General features: G+C 57.5%; 30 protein-coding genes and 1 tRNA gene. 21 read left to right on the top strand and 10 right to left on the bottom strand.

Annotated elements, in window-relative coordinates:
• Positions 1-86: 86 nt before the first annotated feature.
• The 3 genes from GGR91_RS07065 to GGR91_RS07055 all read right to left on the bottom strand — a co-directional run bounded on the left by GGR91_RS07065 (position 87) and on the right by GGR91_RS07055 (position 2,163).
• Positions 87-788 (bottom strand): response regulator transcription factor, encoded by a 702-nt coding sequence (locus GGR91_RS07065; protein ID WP_183941389.1) that lies wholly within the window; start codon positions 786-788, stop codon positions 87-89.
• Between the two features lie 149 nt (positions 789-937).
• A tRNA-Gln gene (locus GGR91_RS07060) sits at positions 938-1,012 on the bottom strand.
• 62 nt (positions 1,013-1,074) lie between these two features.
• Complete coding sequence (locus tag GGR91_RS07055; RefSeq protein WP_183941388.1) at positions 1,075-2,163, bottom strand: branched-chain amino acid aminotransferase; 1,089 nt, start codon at positions 2,161-2,163, stop codon at positions 1,075-1,077.
• 60 nt (positions 2,164-2,223) lie between these two features.
• Here GGR91_RS07055 and GGR91_RS07050 point away from each other — a divergent pair, with 60 nt between their 5' ends.
• The 4 genes from GGR91_RS07050 to GGR91_RS07035 all read left to right on the top strand — a co-directional run bounded on the left by GGR91_RS07050 (position 2,224) and on the right by GGR91_RS07035 (position 5,063).
• A complete protein-coding gene (locus GGR91_RS07050) occupies positions 2,224-2,733 on the top strand; it encodes a MarR family winged helix-turn-helix transcriptional regulator (protein ID WP_183941386.1) in 510 nt (169 codons plus the stop codon).
• Positions 2,733-3,059, top strand: a complete 327-nt coding sequence (locus tag GGR91_RS07045; protein WP_183941384.1) for a phosphoribosyl-ATP diphosphatase — start codon at positions 2,733-2,735, stop codon at positions 3,057-3,059. Before GGR91_RS07050 ends, GGR91_RS07045 begins: the two co-directional genes overlap by 1 nt.
• Position 3,060: 1 nt before the next feature.
• Positions 3,061-3,438 (top strand): histidine triad nucleotide-binding protein, encoded by a 378-nt coding sequence (locus GGR91_RS07040; protein ID WP_183941382.1) that lies wholly within the window; start codon positions 3,061-3,063, stop codon positions 3,436-3,438.
• Between the two features lie 65 nt (positions 3,439-3,503).
• The gene (locus tag GGR91_RS07035) at positions 3,504-5,063 is read left to right on the top strand and encodes an amino acid permease (RefSeq protein WP_246337061.1); all 1,560 of its coding nucleotides are present in this window, start codon (positions 3,504-3,506) and stop codon (positions 5,061-5,063) included.
• Positions 5,064-5,130: 67 nt separating this feature from the next.
• Here the strand turns inward: GGR91_RS07035 and GGR91_RS07030 are convergent, their stop codons facing one another.
• On the bottom strand, positions 5,131-6,384 hold the full coding sequence (locus tag GGR91_RS07030; protein ID WP_183941380.1) for a multidrug effflux MFS transporter: 1,254 nt from the start codon (positions 6,382-6,384) through the stop codon (positions 5,131-5,133).
• Positions 6,385-6,431: 47 nt separating this feature from the next.
• Positions 6,432-7,127 (bottom strand): RadC family protein, encoded by a 696-nt coding sequence (gene radC, locus GGR91_RS07025; RefSeq protein WP_183941378.1) that lies wholly within the window; start codon positions 7,125-7,127, stop codon positions 6,432-6,434.
• 321 nt (positions 7,128-7,448) lie between these two features.
• On the opposite strand from radC, the gene GGR91_RS07020 reads away from it, so the two are divergent.
• From GGR91_RS07020 to GGR91_RS06960, 13 genes are all read left to right on the top strand, one after another.
• Positions 7,449-7,766, top strand: coding sequence for an AtpZ/AtpI family protein (locus tag GGR91_RS07020; RefSeq protein WP_183941376.1), 318 nt, complete (start codon positions 7,449-7,451; stop codon positions 7,764-7,766).
• A gap of 67 nt (positions 7,767-7,833) precedes the next feature.
• Positions 7,834-8,589, top strand: coding sequence for a F0F1 ATP synthase subunit A (locus GGR91_RS07015; RefSeq protein ID WP_183941587.1), 756 nt, complete (start codon positions 7,834-7,836; stop codon positions 8,587-8,589).
• Positions 8,590-8,632: 43 nt separating this feature from the next.
• Positions 8,633-8,860: a F0F1 ATP synthase subunit C gene (locus GGR91_RS07010; protein WP_125229901.1), complete on the top strand. Its 228-nt coding sequence runs from the start codon at positions 8,633-8,635 to the stop codon at positions 8,858-8,860.
• Positions 8,861-8,918: 58 nt separating this feature from the next.
• The gene (locus GGR91_RS07005) at positions 8,919-9,413 is read left to right on the top strand and encodes a F0F1 ATP synthase subunit B family protein (protein WP_183941374.1); all 495 of its coding nucleotides are present in this window, start codon (positions 8,919-8,921) and stop codon (positions 9,411-9,413) included.
• Complete coding sequence (locus GGR91_RS07000) at positions 9,406-10,050, top strand: F0F1 ATP synthase subunit B family protein (RefSeq protein ID WP_183941372.1); 645 nt, start codon at positions 9,406-9,408, stop codon at positions 10,048-10,050. Before GGR91_RS07005 ends, GGR91_RS07000 begins: the two co-directional genes overlap by 8 nt.
• Before the next feature lie 109 nt (positions 10,051-10,159).
• Entirely contained in the window at positions 10,160-12,097 is a 1,938-nt protein-coding gene (gene uvrC / locus GGR91_RS06995) for an excinuclease ABC subunit UvrC (RefSeq protein ID WP_183941370.1), read from the top strand.
• Between the two features lie 55 nt (positions 12,098-12,152).
• Positions 12,153-13,043 carry an alpha/beta fold hydrolase gene (locus tag GGR91_RS06990; RefSeq protein WP_183941368.1) on the top strand — a complete coding sequence of 297 codons (891 nt, stop codon included), beginning with the start codon at positions 12,153-12,155 and terminating at the stop codon, positions 13,041-13,043.
• A 62-nt stretch (positions 13,044-13,105) separates the two neighbouring features.
• The gene (locus GGR91_RS06985; RefSeq protein ID WP_183941366.1) at positions 13,106-13,426 is read left to right on the top strand and encodes a hypothetical protein; all 321 of its coding nucleotides are present in this window, start codon (positions 13,106-13,108) and stop codon (positions 13,424-13,426) included.
• Positions 13,427-13,463: 37 nt separating this feature from the next.
• Positions 13,464-14,054: a DNA repair protein RecO gene (recO, locus tag GGR91_RS06980; protein WP_183941364.1), complete on the top strand. Its 591-nt coding sequence runs from the start codon at positions 13,464-13,466 to the stop codon at positions 14,052-14,054.
• A 138-nt stretch (positions 14,055-14,192) separates the two neighbouring features.
• On the top strand, positions 14,193-15,239 hold the full coding sequence (leuB, locus tag GGR91_RS06975) for a 3-isopropylmalate dehydrogenase (RefSeq protein ID WP_183941362.1): 1,047 nt from the start codon (positions 14,193-14,195) through the stop codon (positions 15,237-15,239).
• Positions 15,240-15,266: 27 nt separating this feature from the next.
• Positions 15,267-16,475: a trans-sulfuration enzyme family protein gene (locus tag GGR91_RS06970; RefSeq protein ID WP_183941360.1), complete on the top strand. Its 1,209-nt coding sequence runs from the start codon at positions 15,267-15,269 to the stop codon at positions 16,473-16,475.
• The gene (apaG, locus tag GGR91_RS06965) at positions 16,472-16,882 is read left to right on the top strand and encodes a Co2+/Mg2+ efflux protein ApaG (protein ID WP_322788776.1); all 411 of its coding nucleotides are present in this window, start codon (positions 16,472-16,474) and stop codon (positions 16,880-16,882) included. Before GGR91_RS06970 ends, apaG begins: the two co-directional genes overlap by 4 nt.
• A 7-nt stretch (positions 16,883-16,889) precedes the next feature.
• Positions 16,890-17,684 (top strand): LysR family transcriptional regulator, encoded by a 795-nt coding sequence (locus GGR91_RS06960; RefSeq protein ID WP_183941358.1) that lies wholly within the window; start codon positions 16,890-16,892, stop codon positions 17,682-17,684.
• 30 nt (positions 17,685-17,714) lie between these two features.
• On the opposite strand, the gene parE is transcribed toward GGR91_RS06960, so the two are convergent.
• Both parE and GGR91_RS06950 read right to left on the bottom strand, forming a co-directional pair.
• Positions 17,715-19,703 carry a DNA topoisomerase IV subunit B gene (gene parE, locus GGR91_RS06955; RefSeq protein ID WP_183941356.1) on the bottom strand — a complete coding sequence of 663 codons (1,989 nt, stop codon included), beginning with the start codon at positions 19,701-19,703 and terminating at the stop codon, positions 17,715-17,717.
• A gap of 84 nt (positions 19,704-19,787) precedes the next feature.
• Positions 19,788-20,462 carry a GcrA family cell cycle regulator gene (locus tag GGR91_RS06950; protein ID WP_183941354.1) on the bottom strand — a complete coding sequence of 225 codons (675 nt, stop codon included), beginning with the start codon at positions 20,460-20,462 and terminating at the stop codon, positions 19,788-19,790.
• 91 nt (positions 20,463-20,553) lie between these two features.
• Between GGR91_RS06950 and GGR91_RS06945 the strand changes: the two genes are divergently transcribed.
• Positions 20,554-21,411, top strand: coding sequence for an ABC transporter permease (locus GGR91_RS06945; protein WP_183941352.1), 858 nt, complete (start codon positions 20,554-20,556; stop codon positions 21,409-21,411).
• A gap of 24 nt (positions 21,412-21,435) precedes the next feature.
• Here the strand turns inward: GGR91_RS06945 and GGR91_RS06940 are convergent, their stop codons facing one another.
• The gene (locus GGR91_RS06940; RefSeq protein WP_183941350.1) at positions 21,436-21,858 is read right to left on the bottom strand and encodes a DUF2147 domain-containing protein; all 423 of its coding nucleotides are present in this window, start codon (positions 21,856-21,858) and stop codon (positions 21,436-21,438) included.
• Positions 21,859-21,951: 93 nt separating this feature from the next.
• Between GGR91_RS06940 and maiA the strand changes: the two genes are divergently transcribed.
• Together maiA and GGR91_RS06930 are read left to right on the top strand one after the other, a co-directional pair.
• On the top strand, positions 21,952-22,584 hold the full coding sequence (maiA, locus tag GGR91_RS06935; RefSeq protein WP_183941348.1) for a maleylacetoacetate isomerase: 633 nt from the start codon (positions 21,952-21,954) through the stop codon (positions 22,582-22,584).
• 36 nt (positions 22,585-22,620) lie between these two features.
• On the top strand, positions 22,621-23,067 hold the full coding sequence (locus GGR91_RS06930) for a MarR family winged helix-turn-helix transcriptional regulator (protein ID WP_183941346.1): 447 nt from the start codon (positions 22,621-22,623) through the stop codon (positions 23,065-23,067).
• Here GGR91_RS06930 and GGR91_RS06925 read toward each other — a convergent pair.
• Complete coding sequence (locus tag GGR91_RS06925; RefSeq protein WP_183941344.1) at positions 23,051-24,010, bottom strand: C13 family peptidase; 960 nt, start codon at positions 24,008-24,010, stop codon at positions 23,051-23,053. The genes GGR91_RS06930 and GGR91_RS06925 overlap by 17 nt on opposite strands.
• 100 nt (positions 24,011-24,110) lie before the next feature.
• On the opposite strand from GGR91_RS06925, the gene GGR91_RS06920 reads away from it, so the two are divergent.
• Positions 24,111-25,118: a fumarylacetoacetate hydrolase family protein gene (locus GGR91_RS06920; RefSeq protein ID WP_183941342.1), complete on the top strand. Its 1,008-nt coding sequence runs from the start codon at positions 24,111-24,113 to the stop codon at positions 25,116-25,118.
• 25 nt (positions 25,119-25,143) lie between these two features.
• Here the strand turns inward: GGR91_RS06920 and GGR91_RS06915 are convergent, their stop codons facing one another.
• On the bottom strand, positions 25,144-26,139 hold the full coding sequence (locus tag GGR91_RS06915) for a type II secretion system F family protein (RefSeq protein ID WP_183941341.1): 996 nt from the start codon (positions 26,137-26,139) through the stop codon (positions 25,144-25,146).
• Positions 26,140-26,148 lie beyond the last annotated feature (9 nt).

Genomic DNA, 26,148 nt, shown 5'->3' with positions numbered 1-26,148 from the left:
GGTGACGGAACGATGGTGAAGCGTGTCTGCGCTTCATCATTGTCACCGTGCTTTGTGCATAGGTATGGGCCGAATCCCTCGCGCGCTCAAAACGAGCGAACTTTTGTGGCGGTTTCCAAGCGGTAGCCATAGCCGAAAACCGTTAAAATGCGGAAACCGTTTTCAGGCTGCAGATTCAACTTTGAACGCACGCGAGAGATATGCATGTCCAACGTGCGCGTGGCCAAGTTTGCTGTCGTCCGCCAGATCGCTTTCATCAGATTGTTGCGTGACAATGTGCGGTTGACATTGCGGAAGAAAAAGTCGGCCAATTCAAACTCTTTGGCCGTGAGTGCAATTATCTGCCCATTCACAAAGACCGTCTGTTCAATCCGATTTAAGCGATAGATGCCGTATGTTGCCTCGGTATCAAAAGTGCTGCCAATTGCGCCGCGGCGCAACATGGCACTGATGCGTCCCGCGATAACGACGCGATCCTCAGGCTTGCTGATATAATCAGCAGCGCCGGCATACAGCGCCTCGGTTACATCTTTTTTTGCAGACCTGTTTGTGATCATAAGGACGGGTGGCCGTTCGGGCAGGGTTTCTTGCATCCATTTCAAAATCTCGAGACCGTCTTTCCCGGGCATGTTCCAATCGAGCATAAGCAAATCGAATGAATCACAGGCCAAGGTCTGCATCAGGGCGTCGCCATCGGTATATCCAACCGCATCATAGCCAAGTTCTTGAACGATTTCTTTTAGATGATGCACGACCTCCGGCTCATCGTCCGCAATTGCTATCCGCATGTTTTGGCCTGCCCCTCAATAAACTGTCGAATACCGGCGTTCCTGGTTTAAATACGCCGATAAGCATTGAGTGAGCAGATATGGACCCAAAACATTTACAAACTTTTACATTTTCAAATGGGGTTTTAACGTAACGCAGATTACGAAAGTGGCTGGGGCGGCAGGGATCGAACCTGCGAATGGCGGCATCAAAAGCCGCTGCCTTACCGCTTGGCGACGCCCCAGCAAGCCAGCAAACTGGCCGTTGTGCGCGGCTTATATCGTGCGAATCTCGTAGCGCAACAGCTTAATCGATGCGTTGCACCCAACCATGGGTGTCTGCTGCCGCTCCGCGTTGGATATCCACAAGTTTTGTGCGGATTTGCTGGGTCATTTGCCCCGCACCGCCCGCGCCAATGGTGAAGGCGCCTTGGGAGGATTTCACAGTGCCAACAGGGGTCACGACCGCCGCAGTGCCACAGGCAAACACTTCAACGAGCCGCCCAGATTCGGCATCGGCGCGCCATTGGTCCATCGCGTAGCGCTCCTCACGGACGTTCAAACCTTGTTCACGGGCAAGGGTCAGAACCGAATCGCGGGTGATGCCTTCCAATATCGTGCCGTCGGTTGGCGGTGTCAGCAATGAACCGTCATCGAACAGGAAAAACAGGTTCATGCCGCCAAGTTCTTCGACCCAGCGATGTTCGGCGGCGTCCAGAAAGACGACCTGGTCACAACCCTGACGAATGGCTTCGGATTGGGCGACAAGGCTGGCGGCATAATTACCGCCGCACTTTGCCGCGCCCGTTCCGCCGCGTGCGGCACGGGTATAGTGTTCGGATACCCAAATCGAAATCGCGGGTGCACCGCTTTTAAAATAATTCCCAGCCGATGACGCGATGACCATGAACAGATATTCCGCCGATGGCTTCACGCCCAAAAACACTTCGCTGGCGATCATGAAGGGGCGCAAATAAATGGACCCGCCATCGATGGGCGGAAACCAGTCCTTGTCGACCTGAACCAGTTGGCGGCACGCCTGCAGAAACATCTCTTCAGGCAGTTCGGGCATGGCAAGGCGCTTGGCCGACCGCTGGAAACGGCGGGCATTTTGTTCGGGGCGAAACAGCGCCATCGATCCGTCTGCAAGGCGGTAGGCCTTTAAACCTTCAAATATTTCTTGTGCATAATGCAGCACAGCGGTCGCTGGATCGAGTGTGAGCGGTGCGCGGGGACCGACTTTCGCGTCATGCCAGCCTTTGGCGTCCGAATAGCGGATGGTGACCATATGATCGGTAAACACACGACCAAAACCGGGATCGACGAGCCGCGCCGCGCGTTCCGCCGCGTCAACGGGATTTGGATTCGCCTCAAATGGAAATGCGCCGGACGTCATAGTTGCTCTCGTCAGTTAGGGTCTTGCTTCGTCCTATGGGCTGGGCTTAGATACGTCAATATGGCTGCCCCATCTTCTGTATCTGCTGCGCCGACGGCGTCACCCTTGTTTCTGCGCGAGCATGAGGTGCGGCGCGGCGTTGAGCTTTTGTTTTTCGGTTATACGCGGCTCACGCGCGCTATAGATGACGGATTGGCCGAGCATGGCCTTGGCCGCGCGCATCATCGCGCACTGTATTTCATCGCCCGCCAACCCGACCTGACGATTAGCGAATTGCTCAAAATCCTTGCGATCACGAAACAGTCGCTGGGCAGGGTGTTGACCGACTTGGCGGAAAAAGCGTTGATTGAAACGCGCACGGGCGTGGTCGACCGGCGACAGAAGCTGCTGCGTTTGACCGCAGAGGGTGTCCGCTTTGAAGCGCAGCTATTTGATGCGCTGCGCACGAGCCTTGCGGCTGCTTATGCCGCAGCCGGGCAGGAATCGGTCACAGGCTTCTGGCGCGTTTTGGAAGGGTTGATACCCGCAGAGGACAAGGCCATGGTTATCGCCTTGCAGAAGGACATTTGATGCGCGACACGCTTGCACGACTTGAACACACCATCGCCCAGCGGTCGAACGCTGCGCCCGATAGCAGCTATGTGGCGTCGTTATTCGCCAAAGGGCGCGGTAAAATCGCGCAGAAAGTTGGCGAAGAAGCCACCGAGACGATCATCGCCGCGCTTTCGGGCGATGCCGACCACCTGACCGCTGAAGCAGCAGACCTGCTTTTCCACTTGATGATCTTGCTTGCCGAGGGCGGGGTGGCATTTGACGATGTTCTCGCCGAACTTGACCGCAGGGAAGGCGTATCCGGTCTGGTGGAAAAGGCCGCGCGCGACAATTCTGGAGAATAAGATGCCGATTGATCCGACATTGCCTTACGATGACCAGAATATCTTTGCGAAAATCCTGCGCGGAGAAATTCCCTGCAATACCGTTTTTGAAGATGACTTGGCGCTTGCCTTTCACGACATCAATCCGCAGGCACCGACGCATGTTCTTGTTATTCCCAAAGGCGCTTATGTCAGCTGGGACGATTTTAGTGCCAACGCGAGCGATGCGGAAATAGCCGGATTTGTGCGCGCTGTTGGCCACGTCGCGCGCGCATTGGGTCTGGTCGAACCCGGATATCGGTTGCTCGCCAATATCGGAATGGATTCACATCAAGAGGTTCCGCACCTGCATGTCCATATTTTTGGTGGAAAACCGCTCGGACCGATGCTTATGCGATGAAATTCAGTTGCGCGGAGACTTTTAGAGGCTAGGTTCCGCGCGATAAGAAATCCATCGGGGAGATTATGATGGCGATTGAGCAGCAATCCGTGATGCAGCGCATGTTCGCGCGCAAAACGATCGCACAAGTACAAAGAGAGTCGGCCAACAGCGAATTGAAGCGTTCGTTGGGCAAGTGGAACCTTCTGCTTTTGGGCGTTGGGTGCATCATTGGTGCGGGCATTTTCGTTCGCACGGGTAGTGCCGCTGCATTGCATGCCGGCCCTGCTGTTCTGCTGTCCTTCGTCGTGGCGGGGATCGTCTGCGCTTTTGCCGGCCTGTGCTATGCCGAACTTTCGTCAACGCTGCCTGTTTCCGGGTCGGCCTACACCTACAGCTACACCACATTGGGCGAATTTGTTGCCTGGATCATGGGTGCGTTGCTGCTGCTCGAATACGGCCTTGCCGCATCGGTGGTCGCCGTTGGCTGGGGCGGATATGTCGTCAGCTTGCTGGCGGACTTCGGCCTGGTCATCCCGCCGCAATTTACCGGACCAACCGGACATGCGGTCATGCGTGACGGTGTACCTCTGTTGGTTGATGGCGCTGCGGTAACCGCAATCTTCAACCTTCCTGCGTTCCTCATCTGCATGGCGCTTGCGCTGTTGCTGATGGTGGGTGTGTCGGAATCGGCTAAGGTCAACAACGTCATCGTTGCGATCAAGGTCAGCGTTCTTGTGGCATTTATTTTGGTCGGCGGCTATCTTGTCCTCACCAACTTGCCTGAACTGGTGGCAAAGAACTGGACGCCGTTCATCCCAGAAAATACCGGTGAAGGTGCATTCGGTATTGATGGCATCATGCGTGCTGCATCGATCGTCTTCTTCGCTTATATCGGTTTTGAAGCTGTCTCGACCGCTGGTCAGGAAGCTAAGGACCCAAAACGCGACATGCCATTTGGTATCATCGGTTCGCTGATTGTCTGTACCGTCATCTATATGCTGGTGGCAGCAATCATGACCTTGCTCGTGCCTTATGCAACATTGAACGTGCCCGATCCTGTCGCGGTCGTTGTTGACAGCTTTGGTCCACAATGGGCTTGGTTGGCAAAGACGATCAAGGTCGGCGCAATCATTGGTCTGACCTCGGTCGTTCTGGTGCTAATGTATGCCCAAACGCGTATCTTCTACACCATGGCCCGTGACGGTCTGTTGCCGAAGATCTTCTCCAAAGTGCATCCAAAGTTCCACACGCCATATATCAACACATTGTTGGTCGGTACGATCACGGCGGTTGCAGCAGGCTTCTTTGACATCAACGTTCTGGGTGACATGACCTCGGTCGGCACATTGGCAGCCTTTGCCATCGTCTGCCTGTCGGTCATGTATCTGCGCCGTGCAGCGCCTGATCTGCCACGTGGCTTTTCGGTACCATTCTATCCGCTGACACCGATCCTCGGCATCTTGTCATGCCTGTATCTGATCAGGACAGTGCCTTACAACGTGCTGATGTTCTTCGTATACTTCCTGATCGGTGCCATCGTGCTGTACTTCGTTTATGGCATGCGCAATTCAAACCTGCAGCATGACCAGCTGGCGGACGACGCACCGGATATGGGTGAATTCCCTGGTCCAGTTGTGGACTAAGGTTACCGCGAAAACGCAAAAGGGCAGGGGCGCTTCGGCGCCCCTTTTCTTTGCCTAGGTCCTGACCCTAGCTGCGCGGGTCAGCGGGAATAGGTTGGGTCGTGCCGGGACGCGTGAACAGCTTCCCCTTTTCGCACCATAGAACCAACGTCAGCGCGGCAAGCCCGCAACACAGAAAGCCAAGCGCGACAGGAAAGACGCTGCCGTCAAATTGCTGTCCGATGATCGCGCCGAGCGAGGCGGCCAAGCCAGTGCGCACGAAAGTCTGAAACGATGACGCCGCGCCCGCGACATGGCCAAAGGGTGTCATCGCAATCGACGAGAAGTTGGATCCGATAAACCCAATCATCGCCATGTTGCCCGTCAGCAACAGTAGGAACAACGGCATTGATTTCGGCGCGAACTGTGCAGCGACCAATTGCAACGCGCCAAGGGTGATAAAGGTCAAAAGCGCGGTGTGCGATACGCGGCGCGCACCAAAACGCTCCACAATTCGCGAATTGGTGAAGTTGGACGCAGCGATGCCGATGGCAATGATGGCAAAACCAATCGTGAAAAAGTCGGCTGCATTGAACACCTTGTCGAACATTTGTTGCGAGCTGTTGAGATAGCCGAACAAAGCGCCCTGAACGATGCCGGCGCCAATCATATATCCGGCAGCGTTGCGGTGAAGGACGACGGCTTTCCATGCCTTTGCCAGCGCGTGGGGTTCAATCGGAATGACATTTTCGGGCGCAAGTGTTTCGGGCAGGCGCAGATATACCCAAATGGCGGCCGCCACGGCCATGAAAGCCATCAGGTCGAATATTGTCCGCCAGCCCGCAAACAGGAGGACCATTTGCCCGATGGTTGGCGCAATGATCGGCACGATCATAAAGATCAGGAAGATGGTCGACATCCGCCGCGCCATTGCGTCACCTTCGAACTGGTCCCGGATAACGGAGATGACCAGCACGCCCATTGCCGCCGCGAGCAAACCATGCGCGAAACGCATCGCGAGCATCATTTCAAAGTCTGGCGTAATCGAACAGGCGAGCGAAAAAACGGCGGCGCCAATTATGGCAATCAGCAATATTGGCTTGCGGCCATAGCGGTCAGACAGCGGACCATAGATCAGCGCACCAATGCCGGTGCCGGCCAGAAAGACGGAAATAATATATTGGATCTGGTTGGGATCGGTAACCTTCAGCCCCTGCGCCATGGCGGGAAAGGCGGGCAACATGGAATCAATGGCCAAGGCGTTCAGCGCCATCAGCGATGCCATCATGATGGTCAATTCGCGCGGGCCAATGGATTTTTTTGCAGAAGCTGGGGAGGTCATGTTGCGGCTATGGGGTAGCAGCCGCAATAATTCCACCCGCTAAATCTTTAAATCAGCCCGGCGCTCCGCATGCTGGAAAAGCCGTCTTTGCCGATGATGATATGGTCATGCACGGTTATCCCGAACTTCTGCCCCGCCTCCGCAATGTCGCGGGTCATGGCAATGTCTTGCCGGCTGGGGCTGCTATCGCCGCTGGGGTGGTTGTGGACCAGGATGATGGCCGCTGCGCCCAAGTCCATCGCGCGCCGGATAACTTCGCGGGTGTAAATCGCCGCCTGATCGACCGATCCTTCGCTCGCAACCTCATCGCGGATCAGCATATTTTTGCTGTTGAGATATAAGGTCCGCACGCGCTCAATGGTCAGATGCGCCATGTCGGCGCGCAGATAGTCCAGCAATGCCTGCCATGATGACAAAATCGGCATCTCGCGGACGGGTGCGCTCAAGAGACGCAGGGCCGCCACTTGAACGATTTTCAGTGCAGCAACACTTGTTTCGCCCATCCACTTTTCGCGCATGATGCTGTCGGCATCGGCCGTTAACAAGGCCGACAGGCTGCCGTATCGCGCGATCAGATCCTTGGCGATTTGCTTTGTGTCGCGGCGCGGAATGGCCAGGGCGAGCAAATATTCCACAAGCTCATGGTCGTGCAGGCCTTCGCCTTGCTGTTCAAAAAGCCGCTTGCGCAAACGCGCGCGGTGGCCGGTGCCATGATGTTCGATTTTATCCGCGCCGTCCGCCATCAGCACTGTCCTTTTGCGATAATGACCTTTTTGGTGATTTTTGCGGCGGGTGCAAGTCGATTGACGCGATTCCAGCGCATCTGAATGGGACTCGCGCTGTCCGTAACAACTGAAGCATGTTCAGGATGACCAAGATATAAGGGTATCAGCCGAACGAAAATAGCAGGCCGGGGCAGTGATGCTTCGGCCCTTTCTGTTGCGACGCAACATTCTTGGCGACGCGCTGTTGACTTGACGCAGGCGCTCTCCTAAAGCGCCGATGCCTAGGCGGGGTTGCCCCGATTGCGTGGCGGTTCCGTGTGTTTATTTGGATGGAATCACATGATGTCGGACAATTCCGGGCAGGATGGAAAAGGCAAAAGTGACGCCCGGCTCGTGTCGTTGGATATGCAGCTGAAAGCGGCGCGGAAAGCCGAAGCAGAACGCTCAGGTCAAGATCAGGCTCCAGCCAAAGGAATGCGGCAAGGGAACAGGGTTTTAACCGAGTTGATCGCGGGTCCTGCTGGTGGTGCTTTGGTTGGCTGGGTCTTGGACCGCTGGCTGGGTATCGCACCTGCGCTCCTGTTGACCTGCATGTTCTTGGGCATTGCAGTCGCCTTCAGGAATATAATAAAGATTTCAGCAGAGCGTCCGGACTAAACCGGGCGCTTGACGTGCATATAACAGGGTAGTGAACGTGGCAGGCGAAAGCGGCAAAATCGATCCGATGTACCAGTTCAAGATTGAGCCGCTCGCGCAGCTTGATCTTGCAGGTTACGACGTCTCCTTCACCAACTCATCGTTGTTCATGGTGCTTGTTCTGGGCGCGCTGTGGGTGTTCATGGCGGGCGGAATGAAGCGCGAAATGGTCCCCGGCCGCTGGCAGATGGCTGTCGAAGGCGTCACGGGCTTCATCAACAACATGCTGACCGCAAATGTCGGTCCCGAAGGCAAGAAATATGTGCCTTTGGTGTTCTCGTTGTTCATGTTCATCCTGATGGCGAACTTCATGGGCATGATGCCGTTCGGTATCGTCCCCGGCGTGCATCCCTTCACCATTACCAGCCATTTGACCGTCACCGCCGTGCTGGCGCTGTTCAGCTTTGGCACCGTATTGGTCGTCGGCTTCTGGCGGCATGGCCTGCATTTCTTCAGCCTGTTTGTTCCGCAAGGCACGCCATTGGCATTGATGTGGCTGATCCCGGTCATTGAACTATTCTCATTCATGATCCGTCCATTCAGCCTCGCGCTGCGTTTGTTCGTTGCGATGACCGCTGGGCACATCCTGATGAAGGTGCTGGCCGGATTTGTGATTAACGGTCTGAATGCAGAAGCCGCTTGGGTGCCGATGATTGTCAGCTTCCCGGCCTTTGTTTTGATGATTGGTATTACCCTGCTTGAACTGCTCGTTTGTGCTATTCAGGCGTATGTTTTTGCACTTTTGACGTCGCTGTACATCAACGACGCCGTCAATTTGCACTAAGATTTCAACCACTAAGTTTTATTTTCTAACAGGAGTTATTATCATGGACGCAGAAGCAGCCCAAATGATCGGTGCCGGTCTGGCAGCAATTGGTGCCGGTATCGCCGCTGGCGGTGTTGGTAACGTTTTTAGCTCGTTCCTTCAGGGCGCGTTGCGTAACCCAGCAGCAGCTGACAGCCAGCAGGGCCGTCTGTTCATCGGCTTCGCCGCCGTCGAACTTCTCGGTCTGCTCGCGTTCGTTATCGCGATGATCCTGATCTTCGTTGCCTAATTGACGGTTTCGCCCCGGCAACCGCCGGGGCATTTCCTCAATAGGATGAGCGCGTAATATGCCACAAATTGCCCAGATTCTTGAAACTTATGCATCACAGTTTTTTTGGCTGATGATTGTCTTTGGCTTGGTCTATTTTACGATCGGTCATGGCATGTTGCCAAAAGTGGAAGCAACGATGGACGCACGTAATCGCAAGATTGCGGACGACCTTGCGGCTGCCGAGCTTGCGCGTGCCGAAGCGGATGATCTGGGGGATAGTGGCGAAGCAGGACTTGCTGCTGCGCGGGCTGCGGCCCAAGCCAAAGCGAGCGATGCGAAAGCAAAAGGCGCGAAAGACGCGGATGCCCGTTTGGCGAAAGCCGACGCGGAAGTGGGCGTAAAGCTCGCCGCTGCGGAAGCTGCGCTTTCGGCTGCAACAGCCAAGGCAATGGCAAGCATCGAAACCGTGGCTGCGGACGCCGCTGCGGATATCGTTGCCAAGGTTTCGGGCGCGAAAGTTACCCCGGCGCAGGCCGCAAAAGCAGTGAAGGCGGTAATGTCCAATGGCTAATCCAGCAGCATCCACCGACACAGCAGTGGCAACAACCGCCGTTGCTCCAGTAGCAGAAACCGCCGCACCCGCTGCGGCGCCCACCGCTGAAACCGCCGCGCCCGCTGCGCACGCTTCGACCGAAGCGCATGGCGGCGCAGAAGAGCATGTCACGCCTTCGGCTCTTGGCTTTGACGCTTCGATGCTGGTGGCTTTGGCGATGCTTGCAGTCATCATCTTGGCAATCTGGAAAAAAGTGCCCGCGATGATCGCTGGCGCATTGGACGGACAGATTGCCGGCATTAAGCAGCAGCTGGACCAAGCAACCGCGCTGCGTGCCGAAGCCGAAAATATCAAGGTCGAGTATGAAGCAAAGGCAAAGCAGGCGGCGCGTGATGCCGATGCGATGAAAGCCTCTGCCGAAGCTGAAGCGAAGCAGATTGTTGCCCGCGCAAAGAGCGATGCGACCGCATTGATCGAACGCCGTGCCAAGGCGGCTGAAGAAAAGATTGCCGCTGCCGAGCGCGCCGCAATTGCCGATGTCCGCAACAAGGCCGCAAGTGCTGCTGCCGCCGCTGCAGCGCAATTGATCGCCGCGCATCATGATGCAAAGGCCGACGCAGCCCTAATCGATCAAGCGATCGCCTCGCTGAACTAAGCTTCTCGTTCCCGCGCAGGCGGGAACACAGCTTCCGATATATAATCATGCCGCGCATTTGCGGGAATGAGATTGTGTAGCGCACCGACGTTGCCTACATCACCCCGACATGTCCAAAGCCGACCGCCCCGATCAACCCAATGCGGCTTCTCGCTTTAACGAGGAGCAGGCGACCTACGCCGTGCGTGGCGCGGACACACCTGATCTGGAAACCGGCACTGCCGCCATCCGCAATGTCCTGAAGACCTTGCCGCTGAAACCCGGCGTGTACCGGATGCACGATGCGCGCGGCGAAATATTATATGTCGGCAAGGCGCGTGCGCTCAAAAACCGCGTCAGCAATTATGTGCAGATTGACCGCTTGCCCAATCGCCTGCGCAGAATGGTTGCGCTCACCCGTTCAATGACGATTGTGACCACTAACAGCGAGGCGGAGGCGCTGTTGTTGGAGGCGCAGCTGATCAAACGCTATCGTCCGGCATATAATGTGCTGCTGCGTGACGACAAAAGCTTCCCCTTCATCCTGCTGCGGGTGGATCATAAATTCCCGCGTATCCAGAAACATCGCGGTGCACGGCGGAACAAGGGGCATTATTATGGCCCCTTTGCCAGCGCCGGATCGGTCAACCAGACGCTGAATGCGTTGCAAAAGCTGTTTCTGTTGCGCAGCTGTTCGGACAGCTTTTTCAACAATCGCGACCGGCCATGCCTGTTGTATCAAATCAAGCGCTGCTCCGCCCCATGCGTTGGCCGGATTGATGACCAGTCCTATGACGGTCTGGTTGCCGATGCCAAATCCTTCCTCGACGGCAAATCTTCTGCCGTGCAGGCAAAGCTGGCGAAGGAAATGGAGGGCGCGGCCGAGGCGCTCGATTTCGAACGTGCGGCCATGCTGCGCGACCGGTTGAAGGCGCTGACCTTCATTCAAGGGTCGCAGGCGATTAACGCGCAAGGCGTTGGCGATGCCGATATCTTTGCCTTGGCCCACCGTAATGGCGTGATGGGTATTCAGGCGTTTTTCATCCGCGGCGGGCAAAATTGGGGGCATCGTTCGTTTTTTCCGTCACATGTTGCGGAAATGACCGAGGATGAGGTGTTCACCAGCTTCCTTGCGCAATTTTACGAAGATGTGCCGCCCGCCAAAAGCATATTGCTCGACCGCGAATTGACCGAGGCCGATCTGTTGGCTGAGGCATTGTCCGAACGTGCCGAGCGTAAGATTGAAATCAGCGTGCCGCAGCGCGGCGACCGCGTGCGGTTGGTCAAACAGGCCACGCGCAATGCTGAAGAGGCGCTTGACCGGCGCTTGGCAGAGAGCACGACGCAGGGCAAGTTGCTGCAAGAGGTGGCGGACCTGTTTGAACTGCCCGAACCGCCCCGCCGGATCGAGATTTACGACAATAGCCATATTCAGGGCACGAACGCGCTTGGCGCGATGGTCGTTGCCGGACCCGAAGGCTTTATCAAGGGCCAGTATCGCAAGTTTAACATCAAACAGGCGGCGACTGACGACGATTTTGCGATGATGCGTGAGGTGTTCCAGCGCCGCTTTGCGCGCGCGCAGGAAGATGATCCCGACCGCGATAGCGGGCAGTGGCCTGACCTTGTGCTGATCGACGGCGGCAAGGGGCAGATGAGCAGCGTGAAGGCGGCGCTGGAGGAAATTGGTGTCGATGACGTGCCGTTGATCGCCATTGCCAAAGGCCCACATCATGGCCGTGATGGCCGCGAAGTTTTTCACTTCCCCGACGGACGCGAATTGACCTTGCCGGTAAACGCGCCGGTCCTGTTCTACCTGCAGCGCCTGCGCGATGAGGTGCACCGTTACGCCATTGGCGCGCACCGTGCGAAGCGCAGCAAGGCGATAACCGTGAGCCCGCTGGACGAAGTGCCGGGCGTCGGGCCTTCGCGGAAAAAGGCTTTATTGCTCCATTTCGGCACCGCGCGCGCCGTGCGCAATGCCAGCCTTGAAGATTTGCAGAAAGCGCCGGGGGTGTCCGCCGCCGTGGCGCAGACGGTGTATGATTTCTACCATGCGGGCGGATGATGTGGCCTTGCAGTTGGCAAGCAGCTGATTAGAATGGCGGGTAGGGGAGAACATCATGCCAAATATCCGCGCCAATAATATCGACATATATTATGAGGAAAACGGCCCAGCCGATGGTCCGGTCATCCTGCTCGTCATGGGTCTTGGTGCGCAGATGATTGCGTGGCCCGACGAGTTCATTCACGGCCTTGTCAGCAAGGGCTACCGCGTCATCCATTATGACAATCGCGACGTTGGCCTGTCACAGCGGATGGAGGGGGCAAAGACGCCCCATCTGGTCTGGACGATGTTCAAGGCGCGAATAGGGCTGCCGGTGCGCGTTCCGTACACGCTGGGTGACATGGCGGCAGACGGCATTGGACTGCTGGATGCGCTGGGCATCGACAAGGCGCATGTGGTCGGCGCGTCGATGGGCGGGATGATCGTCCAATTGATGGCAGCCAACTACCCCGAACGGACGTTGAGCATGACCTCGATCATGTCGTCGAGTGGTAAGGCTGGGCTTCCCGGCGCGCGCCCCGATATCCAGCGCCAATTCATGGTCAAGCGCCCGCCAGACGCCAGCCGAGAGGAGGCTGTCGCGTTCGGAGCCGAGCTGGTCAATGCGTTTTCCTTCCCCGATCCAGCGCGCCCAGAAAATGCCCACGCCGAAATGGCCGCCAAAGCGTTCGACCGGGGCTATTATCCGGTCGGCACGCGGCGGCAGTTGCTGGCGATCATCGCCGATGGCAGCCGCGTTGACCGGCTCAAGACAATTAAGGTGCCCACCCTTGTTGTCCATGGCGGTGCGGACCCGCTTGTGCCCAAAGAAGGCAGCGAGGATATCGCCCGCCACATCCCCGGCGCGCGGCTGGAGATTATCGACGACATGGCGCATGATCTGCCGCCCTCGCAAGTTGGCCGCATATTGGATTTGATCGCCGGACACGCCAAGCAAGCGCATTGATGAAAATGCTGCACCGCACAATTTATACTTGCGCGCGCCGGTTGGTTGGATAATCTAAGCCGATGACGACCAACCAATTGCTGCTTGAGGCTATCGCGCTCAAAAAATGTGTGACCGCCACCTATAATAATGTGGCGATGAAGCTTGCCCCGCACGTGCTCTATTCCAAGAACAACGCGCTGTTTATCGACGCCATTACGCTGGAAAAGCATGGAGAGCCGCCGCGTGAGAAAAAGCTGGGCGCGTTTCATTTGCTTGGCCTCAATGATTTGAAGCTGACCGAACAAGTGTTCGAAATTGACCCTTTATTCGAAGCCGGCGCCGAAAAATATGCAGGCGTGACGTTGTTCATGATCAGCGGCGAACACAGCGACGCAGGATAGCGCTTCCCCTCATGCCGCAGTGTTGGCATGAGGGCGCATGGACATAACGGCATCCGCGATCATTTGTGCAGTCCGTAATCACGGCGAAACCGGCGCCATCGTGCGCGCGTTTTCCGAAGATTACGGCATGCTTGCGGGCTATGTGCAAGGCGCGCGGGGGCGGCAATTGCGGCCTGTGCTGATCCCCGGCAATGTCATCACCGGCGCATGGCGCACACGCATAACGGGGCAGTTGGCGCGCCTGACGCCTGAACCCCTGCACAGCCGCGCGCATTTGTTGGGCGAACCGCTGGCGATTGCGGCGATTGATTGGGTCACCGCGCTGACCGCGGCAACGCTGGCCGAAGGCGTGCCATACCCCCGCGTGTACAGCGCGTGTGACGGGTTGTTGTCCGCGATTGAGCTGGCGCCTGCCGCACGGGTTTGGGCGGGTGCGATTGCGCAATATGAAACCTTGTTGCTGGCCGAACTTGGCTATGCCGAAGAACATGACGCAGACAGCGCGCCGGTGGTGATGATGGCGCAAAACCGCAAGCGTTTGGTCGCGCATGTTCTGGGCGACCGCCGCGCCGATGTCATGGCCGCGCGCGAACGGTTGGTGGAACGCCTGAAAAGGGCAGTTGCATAACCGCGCTGCACTTGGCAGGGGAGGCATGAATTCAACACCGTAGCCCTGAGCCTGTCGAAGGGCGCTTAAAGGCATCGCCATATCGACAGGCGTGCTTCGACAGGCTCAGCACTACGGTTTCTTTTGAGGAATGCCGCCTTGTTAGTTGCCTTATTACCCGGGGACGGAATTGGTCCCGAAGTCATCACCCAAGCACGTCGCGTATTGGACGCGTTGGCGATTGACGGACTGACCTTCGAAGAGGCACTGGTTGGCGGCGCGGCCTATAAGGCCACCGGCCATCCGCTGCCCCCCGAAACGCTGGACCTTGCAAAGCGCGCTGACGCGATATTGTTTGGCGCAGTGGGCGACCCCGATTGCGATGCGTTGGAACGGCACTTGCGGCCCGAACAGGCGATATTGGGGCTGCGCAAGGAACTGTCCTTATTTGCCAATTTGCGGCCCGCGACCTTGTTTCCCGAACTGGCGGATGCCAGCGCGCTTCGTCCCGAAGTCGCCACACAGATCGACATGATCATTGTGCGCGAATTGAATGGTGATGTGTATTTCGGCGAAAAGGGCATGCGCAAAACCGCGGATGGCAAGCGCGAAGGCTATGACATCATGTCCTATAATGAGGACGAAGTGCGCCGCATTGCCCGGGTCGGCTTTGAAACCGCGATGGCCCGCGGCAAGAAATTATGCTCGGTGGACAAGGCCAATGTGCTCGAAACCTCGCAACTGTGGCGCGATGTGGTGATTGAAACCCATGCCGAATATCCCGAAGTGGCGCTCAGCCATATGTATGTCGACAATTGTGCGATGCAGCTGGTGCGCAACCCTGGCCAGTTTGACGTGATCGTCACCGGCAATTTGTTTGGCGATATCCTGTCCGATCAGGCGAGCATGTGTGCCGGATCGATTGGTATGCTGCCCAGCGCCTCGCTCGATAGCAACCAGAAGGGCCTGTATGAGCCCATCCACGGCAGTGCGCCCGATATTGCGGGACAGGGCAAGGCCAACCCGCTGGCGACAATCTTGTCCGCCGCAATGATGCTGCGTTACTCGCTCAACATGCCCGCGATTGCCGACCGCATTGACGCGGCGGTCGCCAAAGCACTCGCCGCTGGTGCCCGTTCGCCCGATCTTGGTGGGACGATGTCCACCAGCGAAATGGGCGACGCCGTGCTTGCTGCCTTGACCTGAACCCTACACTCTCCGAAAAGCGAACTTATGAAGAAAACCACTGGCCAGAATCGCGAAATCACCCGGCATTGGCGTCCTGCCACTCAGGCAGTGCGTGGTGGCACATGGCGTAGCGAACATGGTGAGACGTCGGAGGCGTTGTTCCTCTCGTCTGGCTTTACCTATGATGATGCGGAAACCGTAGCGGCCCGTTTTGCGGGTGAGCAGGACGGCATGACCTATTCGCGGTTGCAAAACCCGACGGTGCAAATGCTGGAGGAACGCATTGCGCTGATGGAAGGGGCTGAGGCATGCCGCGCGCAAGCCACGGGCATGGCGGCGATGACGACGGCGTTGTTGTGCCAATTGTCGCAAGGTGACCATGTGGTCGCTGCGCGCGCAGCTTTTGGTTCGTGCCGCTGGCTGACGGACACGTTGCTGCCCAAATGGGGCATCAGCACGACCACGATCGACAGCCGCGACAATGATGCATGGAAAGCCGCGATTAAGCCGAACACCAAAGTGTTCTTCTTTGAAACACCCGCCAACCCGACGATGGACATTGTCGACATGGCCTATGTCTGCGGCCTCGCCAAAGAACATGGCATCACCACGGTGGTCGACAACGCCTTTGCCACCAGCGTGTTGCAACGGCCGATGGATTATGGCGCAGATGTTGTCGCCTATAGCGCAACGAAGCTGATGGACGGGCAGGGACGCGTGCTTGCCGGTGCGGTTTGTGGTTCGCAACAATGGATTGATGACGTGCTGTTGCCGTTTCAGCGCAACACCGGACCTAATTTGTCGCCATTCAACGCCTGGGTTGTGCACAAGGGTTTGGAAACGCTGGAACTGCGCGCCATGCGGCAGTCGGAAAATGCGCTTGCGGTCGGTAAATTCTTGGAAGGCCGCGTGCCGCATATCATGCATCCCGGCCTTGCCAGCCACCCGCAGCATGAACTGGCGATGCGCCAGATGAAAGCCTGCGGGCCGATTTTTGCATTTGAAGTCGATGGTGGCCGTAAGCAGGCGCACGCCTTGCTCAATGCGCTGCAGCTGATCGATATTTCGAACAATATCGGCGATGCGCGCAGCCTGATGTGCCACCCCGCATCCTCCACCCATCACGGCATGGGCCCCGAAGGCCGCGAAGCCATGGGCGTTGGCGAAGGGATGATCCGCATCAATGTTGGCTTGGAAGATCCCGCCGATCTAATCGACGATCTGGATCAGGCGCTCAGGGCCGCGGGACTGTGACGAGCATCCTCGATTCCTTTTTTGCGGTCAGCGCAACGACCGAGGGCGTGACCGTCCGCGTGTCACCCAATTTTCTGCACGAACAATCGGTCCCCGCGCAAGGCCGCTGGTTTTGGTCCTATCATATCCGCATCGAAAATGGCGGCGATGAACCGGTGCAATTGATGACGCGGCACTGGCGCATCACCGACGGTCGCGGCACAATCAACCATGTCGATGGCGATGGCGTGGTCGGCGAACAGCCCTTGCTAAAGCCCGGCGAGAGCCATGATTATGTCTCGGGCTGCCCACTGCCGACACCCACCGGCACGATGGAGGGGCAATATCGGTTCATCCGCGAAGATGGCTCGACATTCCTTGCCGAAATTCCACAGTTTACGCTGGTCGCCCCGGCTTCGGCGCGTTGAGCATCCGATGAAGCGTACGCACCTGCCCTTAAATGGTTTGCGCGTGCTGGACGCTTCGGCGCGGCATTTAAGCTTTACCAAGGCGGCGGACGAGCTTGCGGTGACGCCCGCGGCCGTCGGCCAGCAGATCCGCGCGCTGGAAGATATGTTAGGCGTCGTTCTCTTCCGCCGCACGCCCAAGGGGCTTGAGTTGACGGACGAGGCGACAAACGGCCTTGATGCGCTACGGGCAGGCTTTTTGCAGTTCGAAGAGTCGGTCCGCGCGATGCAGGCGGGGCAATCGTCCAATTCGCTGACCATCGCTGCGCCACGCGATTTTACCGCCAAATGGCTGGCCGCGCGGTTGGCAACATTCAGCAAGGCAAATCCCGACACGCGCTTCACTTTGGTGGCGGCGGACGAGGTTGTCGATTTTACCGAAGCCAATCTTGATCTTGCCATCCGGCTGGCCACTGGCCCCGGCGAACATGAAGGCGTCAAGCTAGCCGCTGGCGCGCATGTGACCGTCGCTGCACCCGAAGGCGGGGCGGAAACGCCGATTAGCTGGCCCAATTGCCCTGTGGCCGACGGCGTGGCTGCGCTTCGGCTTGCCGACGCGGGCCTTGCGATTGACGCGGCTGCCATTGGACTGGGCAGGGCCACCGTACCACTGCTTTTGGCCGAAGCCGATTTGGCGAGCGGAAAAATACGCGCGGTCGACAATGCCAAGGAAAGCGAAGAAGCCTATTGGCTGGTCGCACCCTTGCCGCAATGGCGGCAGAAAAAGGTCAAGGCCTTGGTTGAGGCTTTAACGGCAACTTAAAGATGACGGCTGGGTAGCGAACACGCCCGATCACGCGTCAATCGTGTCCTCGTCCAGTTGCGCGGCATTTTCCTGAATGAAGTTGAACCGGTGCTCCGGATTTTTGCCCATTAGGCGGTCGACGAGGTCATTTACGACAGCGCGGCGTTCATATTCATGCGGCAAAGTAATGCGGATCAGCGAGCGGGTCGCCGGGTCCATCGTCGTTTCTTTCAACTGGTTCGGGTTCATTTCACCCAAGCCCTTAAACCGGCCAACGTCGACTTTCTTGCCCTTGAAAACCGTCGCTTCCAATTCGGCGCGGTGCGCGTCGTCGGCGGCGTATACGCTTTGGCTGCCATGCGTCAGGCGATAGAGCGGCGGCCGCGCGAGGAACAGATGTCCGGCCTTCACGATTTCGGACATTTCCTGAAAGAAGAATGTCATCAACAATGTCGCAATATGTGCGCCGTCGACATCCGCATCGGTCATGATGATGATGCGTTCATAGCGCAGATTGTCGGGGTTGCAGTCCTTGCGCGTGCCACAGCCAAGCGCGAGTTGAAGATCAGCGATTTCGTTGTTGGCGCGGATTTTGTCTGCTGTGGCCGACGCCACATTCAGGATTTTACCCCGGATCGGCAAAATCGCTTGCGTCTTTCGGTCACGGGCTTGCTTTGCGCTGCCGCCAGCGCTGTCGCCTTCGACGATGAACAATTCGGTGCCGGTCGGGTCATCCGATGCGCAATCGGTCAGCTTGCCGGGCAGACGGACCTTGCGGCCTGAGGTTGCGGTTTTGCGTTTGACCTCACGCTCTGCCTTGCGGCGCAGGCGGTCGTCGACCTTTTCCAAGATGAAGCCCATCAACGCCTTGCCGCGTTCCATATTGTCGGCAAGATAATGGTCGAAATGGTCGCGCACGGCGTTTTCCACCAAGCGCGTTGCTTCGGGTGAGGTCAGCCGGTCTTTGGTCTGGCTTTGGAATTGCGGGTTGCGGATGAACACCGACAACATCAATTCGGCTTCGTTGAAAATGTCTTCCGCCGATATCTGCGCCGCTTTTTTCTGGCCAATCAATTCGCCAAAAGCGCGCAATCCCTTGGTCAGCGCAGCGCGCACGCCCGCTTCATGGGTGCCGCCATCGGGGGTGGGAATAGTGTTACAATACCAGCTATATGATCCGTCGGAATAGAGCGGCCACGAAATCGCCCATTCGACGCGGCCTTGCGCATCGGGGAAATCTTGCGTGCCAGAGAAAAACTCTGTGGTCGCGCAGGCGCGGGTGCCAAGCTGTTCGCGCAAATGGTCGGACAAGCCACCGGGGAATTGGAACACGGCTTCGGCAGGGACATCTGCGCTTGCCAGTTCCGCGTCGCACCGCCAGCGAATTTCGACGCCAGCGAACAAATACGCCTTTGACCGGGCAAGCTTGAACAGGCGCGCGGGTTTGAACTTCGCATCCGCGCCGAAAATTTCAGGGTCAGGCGTGAAGGCAATGGTGGTTCCGCGCCGGTTTGGGGTGGGGCCAAGCTCTTCCAGCTTACCGACCGGATGGCCTTGCGCGAAACGTTGGCGATATAATTGCTTGTTGCGGGCAACTTCGACAACGGTATCGGTCGACAGGGCGTTGACGACAGACACGCCGACGCCGTGCAAGCCGCCGGATGTCGCATAGGCCTTGTCCGTGAACTTACCGCCGGAGTGCAAGGTCGTCAGAATGACCTCAAGCGCCGATTTGTCCGGAAATTTCGGATGGGGATCAACCGGAATACCACGGCCATTGTCGGTGATGGTCAGCCGGTTGCCAACGCCCAAATGCACCTCAATACGGCTGGCATGGCCGGCGACGGCTTCGTCCATCGAGTTGTCGAGCACTTCGGACGCGAGATGGTGCAAGGCGCGTTCGTCGATGCCGCCAATATACATGCCCGGGCGACGGCGAACCGGCTCAAGCCCCTCCAGCACTTCAATTGCAGAAGCAGTATAATCATTGGATGCGGCAGTTGCTGCCGCGCTCCCGCCAAACAGGTCATCGGTCATGACACTGCTATAGGCGCGGGAGAGTCGCCGGTGCAAGCACCAGCGCAACGCTTTGACAATCGTCTGTGGATATTTCTGCCGCGTTTAGCGGACGCGTGGTCCGCCGAACGGCATTGGTGGCGGAGGACGGCGCACACCGCGTGGAAGCTGCGCCTGATAGGCACGGCCGCAATGTTCGACGCAGTACGGAAAGCCGGGGTTTACCGGGACGCCGCAGAAATGGAAATCGGCTTCACCGGGGTGGCCCAAGGGCCAACGGCAAATGCGCTCGTTCAAATCCAGCAACGACGTTTTGTCCGCCATTTCGGGGCTTGGCTTTGCCGGCACAAGGCGGCGTGGCGGTGCTGGCGGAATGGGTGCTTGCTGATCGCCGGGGCCTTGACGCATGAAACCGCCAGGTCCGATCGATACAACACGTGGCATCGACGATGCGCGCGGGACAGGTGCTTCAGCTGCGTCATCATCTGCGCGCGCTGGCGCGATAGGCTCAGCTACCGGCGCAGCGGCGCGGGGGCGCACAGGTGTAGCGGGGGCCGGCGCCTTTGCAGGCGCTGCAGCCGCGGGCTTTTTCGGCGCGGCTTTTTTGTCCGTATCGTTGGCTTTCACAGGCGACGGGCGCGATTTTAGTCCCAAGCGATGGGCCTTGCCGATAACGGCATTGCGGCTAACACCACCAAGTTCTTCGGCAATCTGGCTTGCTGTCAGGCCTTTTTCCCAAAGCGCTTTTAACTGATCAATCCGCTGGTCGGTCCAGGACATAGAAACTTTCCCAATATCTAATGTGTCATACCGCAGTCGCGGCGCATTTGCGCCTTGCGGTTAAGCCTGCAAGCCGATAGTCGATTGCGCGATGACTATCCACCATAAAAGCGCTCATGGCCCAGATAGGGACGCGAACCCCGTTGTGCAACTGCCCGACGGCGAACGGCATATCCGCAACGTAAACTGGGTTGGGCTTCAAACCCTGTATATGAAAGAAGTACGCCGCTTCTTTAAGGTGCAGCTGCAAACGGTATGGGCTCCGGCCATCACGACCTTATTGTATCTGATTATTTTCACCGTGGCTTTGGGAAGCGTTAAGCCACAGGTTCTGGGTGTTTCCTTTGCGGATTTCATCGCACCTGGCCTCATCATCATGGGTATGATGCAAAATGCCTTTGCCAATTCCAGCTTCTCTTTGCTGGTCGGTAAAATTCAGGGCACCATTGTTGATTATCTGATGCCGCCCTTGTCCAATGCAGAGGTTTTGGCCGCGCTGACATTTGCTGCGGTGACACGCGCGTTTCTGGTGGGCGGCACAATCTGGCTTGCGATGGTTTTGTGGCCTGGCGTGAATGTCACCCCTTCGCATATGTGGGCCGTATTGTGGTTTGGCCTGATGGGTTCCATGATGCTGGCGCTCATTGGCGTTATGACATCAATCTGGGCGGAGAAATTCGACCATGCCGCGGCAGTCAGTAACTTCGTTGTTGCACCAGCGGCGTTGCTGTCGGGTACGTTCTATTCGGTTGATAAGCTTGCACCGACATTTCAGGCGATTAGCCACGCCAACCCGTTCTTCTATGCAATTTCGGGTTTCCGTTATGGCTTCATCGGTGCGGCGGACAGCCCCGTGGTTTTTGGCGCGCTGTTGCTGCTTGCGCTGAACATAGTGCTTGGCACTATCTGCTATTTGCTGCTGCGGTCGGGCTGGAAATTGCGGTCTTAATATCCGCGTCCGGTGCGTTCGTATTTAACGCGCCGGTGTCCATGTTTGTGCCTGACAAAATGGCCCAATGCATCCTTTGACGACCAGATTGCCCGATTTGCCTTTATAGACAATTGATCGATAGGTTTTGCCCGATTTGGGATCGTAAATCTGGCCTTTCCATTCATCGCCAGCGGCTTTGAAACCTGTCAAAACATTCATGCCCAAGATTGTCCGGCTGCGCAGCGCCTTGTCGGGATTATTGATGTCTTTCGCGCCGGGACCAGCTGGCGGGTTCACAAGGAATTTGGACAGCTTGCCGCATATATGCTCGCCGCAGGGATAGACTTCGACTACGCCGTCCTTGCTTTGCGTGACCCATCGACCTGTAATGGGCGAAGCGGCCTGTGCCGATAAGGGCAGCATCAATAATCCAGCGGCGGTCATCCATTTTTTCACGTCGGTCATCTTTGGTCCTTTTTAGCTGCGCCAGACATATGCAAGCGCAGGCCGCTCTGCAATGCTTTTGCCTTTTACTAACGCCATGCTAATTGCTGGGTCATGAATGCGATCACCCTGTTCGACTATTGGCGTTCCTCGGCAAGTTACCGGGTGCGCATCGTCCTCAATCTCAAAAATGTGCCTTACACACGCGTGCCGACAAGCCTGCTGGAAAATGAACAAAAGGCACCGGCCTATGTCGCGCGCAATCCGCAAGGCTTTGTTCCCATGCTGTCGATCGATGGCCATGATCTGACGCAAAGCCTTGCGATCATCGATTATCTCGATGCCAAATATCCCGAACCGGCGATGGTATCGTCCAACCCTGCGGATCGTGCCAAAACATTGGCGCAGGCGCTGATTATCGCGGCAGATATTCACCCGATCGATAATCTGCGCGTGCTGCGTTATTTGAAGGATGAAATGGGGCAGTCGCAGGAGGCCGTTGATAATTGGTACCGGCACTGGATTATCGAAGGGTTCACGGCGCTTGAGAATATGGCGCCCGACGATGGATTATTTGGTGGTGACGTGCCGAACCTTGCCGATGTCTGCCTTGTCCCGCAAATGGCAAATGCGCGGCGGGTGGACACCCCATTTGACCGGTTCCCCAAATTATCGCGGATTGATGCGGCGCTGACGGCGTTGCCTGCGTTCATCGCTGCCCATCCGGATCAGGTGAAACCCGACTGACAAACACGCGGTGCAAGCCACAACAGAGTGAATTTTATGCCACAAAAGACCCTAAAGCTCAGCGCTTTCCTTCCCTATCAATTGTCGATTACCTCAAACGCGGTCAGTGACCTGATCGCGCGCGCATATCGCGGCAAATTTGCGCTTAAGGTGCCCGAATGGCGGGTGATGGCGCTTTTGGGGGAGGCAGAGGTCGCAACGCAGCGCGAGTTGGTGGCGGCCACGGCAATGGACAAGGTGACGGTCAACCGTGCGTGCAAAATGCTGGAGGAACGCGCGCTCGTAAGCCGCGTGCCGAATAGCAGCGACGGGCGGTCACACCATTTGGCCCTGACGGCCGCGGGCCGCAGCCTCTATGACCAAATCGTGCCCGAAGCGCTGCAGTTGGAGGCCGAGCTTGAGAAGATATTGGGCAGCGGGGAAGCGAAGCAGTTGGAGGTAATGCTCGCGCAGTTACGCGCACGCGTCATCGAGTTGGGTTAGCGTCGCTCGCAGGCTCGTAATCGGCGGAGATTGCGGGCCGGCCCATTTTCGGGGTTTCGGTCTTGGGCATTTTGACTTCCAGCGCATCAAGCCAGACATGCGCATTCTCGCCTACAAAGACCTGTGGCCGGGACGGCATAAGCTTCAACATATTTTCCCATCGGGAAATCAGCTGAACCGCCTCGGCAACCGCATCATCAAATTTCTGCGGCTTGCGTAAGCCATTGTTCACCAAAGCGTCGCCGAAAAAGGTCCAGTCATTGCCCGGTGCGCAGCCGAACGATGTGCGTTGCGACGATGCCGCGGTCACAATGACGGTCTGATCATTGGTCAGCAACGGAATGAATATCCCTGAATAGCAAGCGGAGAGCAGCACCATGCGGCGGTGAATGCCCACGCCATCAAGCAGCGCGGACAATCGCTGCGGCGCAATCATGCCGACGCCATCGTTCCCGTCACGATAGGCAAGTCCCGAAACGGGGTCGCCATGGCTGGTGGCGAATAAAATCAGCACGTCTTCCTTTAGATCCATTTTGCCTGCAACCGCGGCCAGCGCGACCGCCAGATTGGATGGCGAACCCTGCGGCGCGCCCGATGGCGCATCGTCGGCGCCAGCGGCGAGGAAAAGCGTTTTGCCCGTTGCGCCATAGCGGCGCGCGAGAACCTTTGCCGCTTCAGCCGATTCCCGTCCGAACACGGCGTCGGAGTCGAGCCCAATCGAGACGACATAGGCATCGACGACACCGGGCTTTTGTGGCTGCAAGCTGGCTATCGCGGTGGTAAGGCGCGTGTGTTGCGACAGATACCAGCTGGCAGAACGGTTTTGCTCCATCGCCCAGCCATTTTTCCCGGCCTCGGCGGTGCTAAAGGTCTGCTGCTGGCTGAACGCTGATCCGGAGACAAACAGGGAAAGCGCCAAGGCACTTGCTTGAAACATTCGCATTTTGGCGAGCCCCAATCCCATGCGCCTATGTCTAAACGCACAGGCGCGGTTGCCGCAACAGTAATATCGTTGCATGATGGTCAAAAGCAGGAGAGCGATTATGAAACTTGCATCATTAAAGTCGGGTCGTGACGGTCATCTTGTTGTCGTTTCCAATGATCTCGCTTGGTACGCCGACGCAGCGCATATCGCGCCGACATTGCAGGCCGCGCTGGATGACTGGGACCATATTGCGCCGCGGCTTGAGGCATTGGCGACCGATCTGGAACATGCCGTCATTCCGCGCGAACGCTTCCACGAACATGACGCCGCCGCCCCGCTGCCGCGCGCATATCAGTGGGCCGACGGTTCGGCCTATGTCAATCATGTCGAACTGGTCCGAAAGGCGCGCGGCGCGGCCTTGCCCGAAAGCTTTTGGCATGATCCGTTGATGTATCAGGGCGGGTCCGACGAATTTATGGGTGCGCGCGATGATATCCTGCTCGCTGATCCGGCATGGGGTTGCGATTTGGAGGCCGAAATCGTTGTCGTCACCGGCGATGTGCCAAAGGGCACGCAGGCGGCAGACGCACTGGCGCATATCAAGCTTGTTGGACTTGTGAACGACGTGTCGCTGCGCAATCTGATCCCTGCCGAACTGGAAAAAGGCTTTGGCTTTGTGCAGTCTAAACCCGCCAGCGCTTTGTCGCCGGTGTTTGTAACGCCTGACAGCCTTGGGGCCTATTGGCAGGGCGGTAAGCTGCACCGGACATTGAATGTCGATCTGAACGGCGCGCCATTTGGCCGGGCCGTGGCGTCGGATGACTGCACATTCGATTTCGGTGTCTTGATTGCGCATCTGGCAAAGACGCGCAATTTGGGGGCAGGGTCGATTATCGGTTCAGGCACAGTGTCCAACCGCGATGCCGATGGTGGCCCTGGTCGTCCCGTCGCCGACGGCGGGCTTGGCTACAGCTGTCTTGCCGAAGTGCGCATGGTCGAAAAAATCGCGACGGGCGAAATGACCACGCCATTCTTGCAAGATGGGGACATTGTCCGCATCGAAGTCCGCGACGACGCTGGTCACAGTATATTCGGTGCCATCGAACAGACCGTTCGCTTGGGCTGAAGGGGACGGCGCCACGCCGCCCCGTTCACTGTTTCGAAAACGCGTCGCCAAGTCTGCAGGCGGCTGGCCCTATGATAACGATGAACAGCGTCGGAAGAATGAAAAGGATCAGCGGCACCGTCATAATAGCGGGCAAACGTGCGGCTTTTTCTTCGGCGCGCATCATGCGGTCGTTCCGGAATTCGGCAGACAATACGCGCAATGCCGATGCCAATGGCGTACCATATTTTTCGGTCTGAATCATGGTTGTGACAACGCCCCGGATCGAGTCCAAATTGACACGGTACGCCAGATTTTCGAACGCGGTGCGGCGTTCGGTTAAAAAACCCAGCTCAATTGCGGTGAGCGCAAATTCATCGCCCAATTCGGGATAGCCCCGGCCCAGCTCCTTTGCCACGCGGTTGAACGCGGTATCGACGGTCAAGCCAGCCTCTGCGCAAATGACGAGCAAGTCGAGCGCGTCGGGAAGACCTTTGCGGATGGCATCGGTGCGTTTCGTCACCAAGTTCGTCAGGTAAAGGTCAGCGGCCTTGTAACTCAAAATCGTCGCCGCTGCGAACGCACCAAATTTCTTCATCGCGCTCCAGTCGGGCACGCCGCCCAGAACATAAATCCAAAGGCCGACTCCACCACCGAAAATGATCGGCAGCACCATGCGGCTAAAGATAACGGTCACGGCGAGTTCTTTACGGCGGATGCCCGCTTGTGCGAGCCGTTGCTGGATAGCCTTGACCTGATCTTCCTGCAAAACCTGAAGCTTTGACAGTAGCTGGCGCATTCTGTCCGTAGTTTCGGTCTTGCGGACAAGCTTGGCGCGCTTTTTCGATGTTGTCGCGGTGATGCCGGCTTTTAGCTGCTCCCGACGCTCGTTCAATGCCTTCACGCGCTTGCCCATGGGGTCGCGGACGGTGGCTGCCGAGTATATGGCAATTATGACCGCCATGCACGCCACGACGGAGAGAAATGTCGCGACCCATACGGCGTCCATGCCCAAAAGTTGAGGTCCACCCGGATTGGTCATTTTTGCTAT

Origin of the sequence: Sphingorhabdus rigui, assembly GCF_014196595.1 — a bacterium.
In the GTDB taxonomy this organism is placed as follows: Bacteria; Pseudomonadota; Alphaproteobacteria; order Sphingomonadales; family Sphingomonadaceae; genus Sphingorhabdus_B; species Sphingorhabdus_B rigui.
The sequence above is the reverse complement of the archived record's forward strand: the minus strand, read 5'-3'. Positions and strand labels throughout refer to the sequence as shown.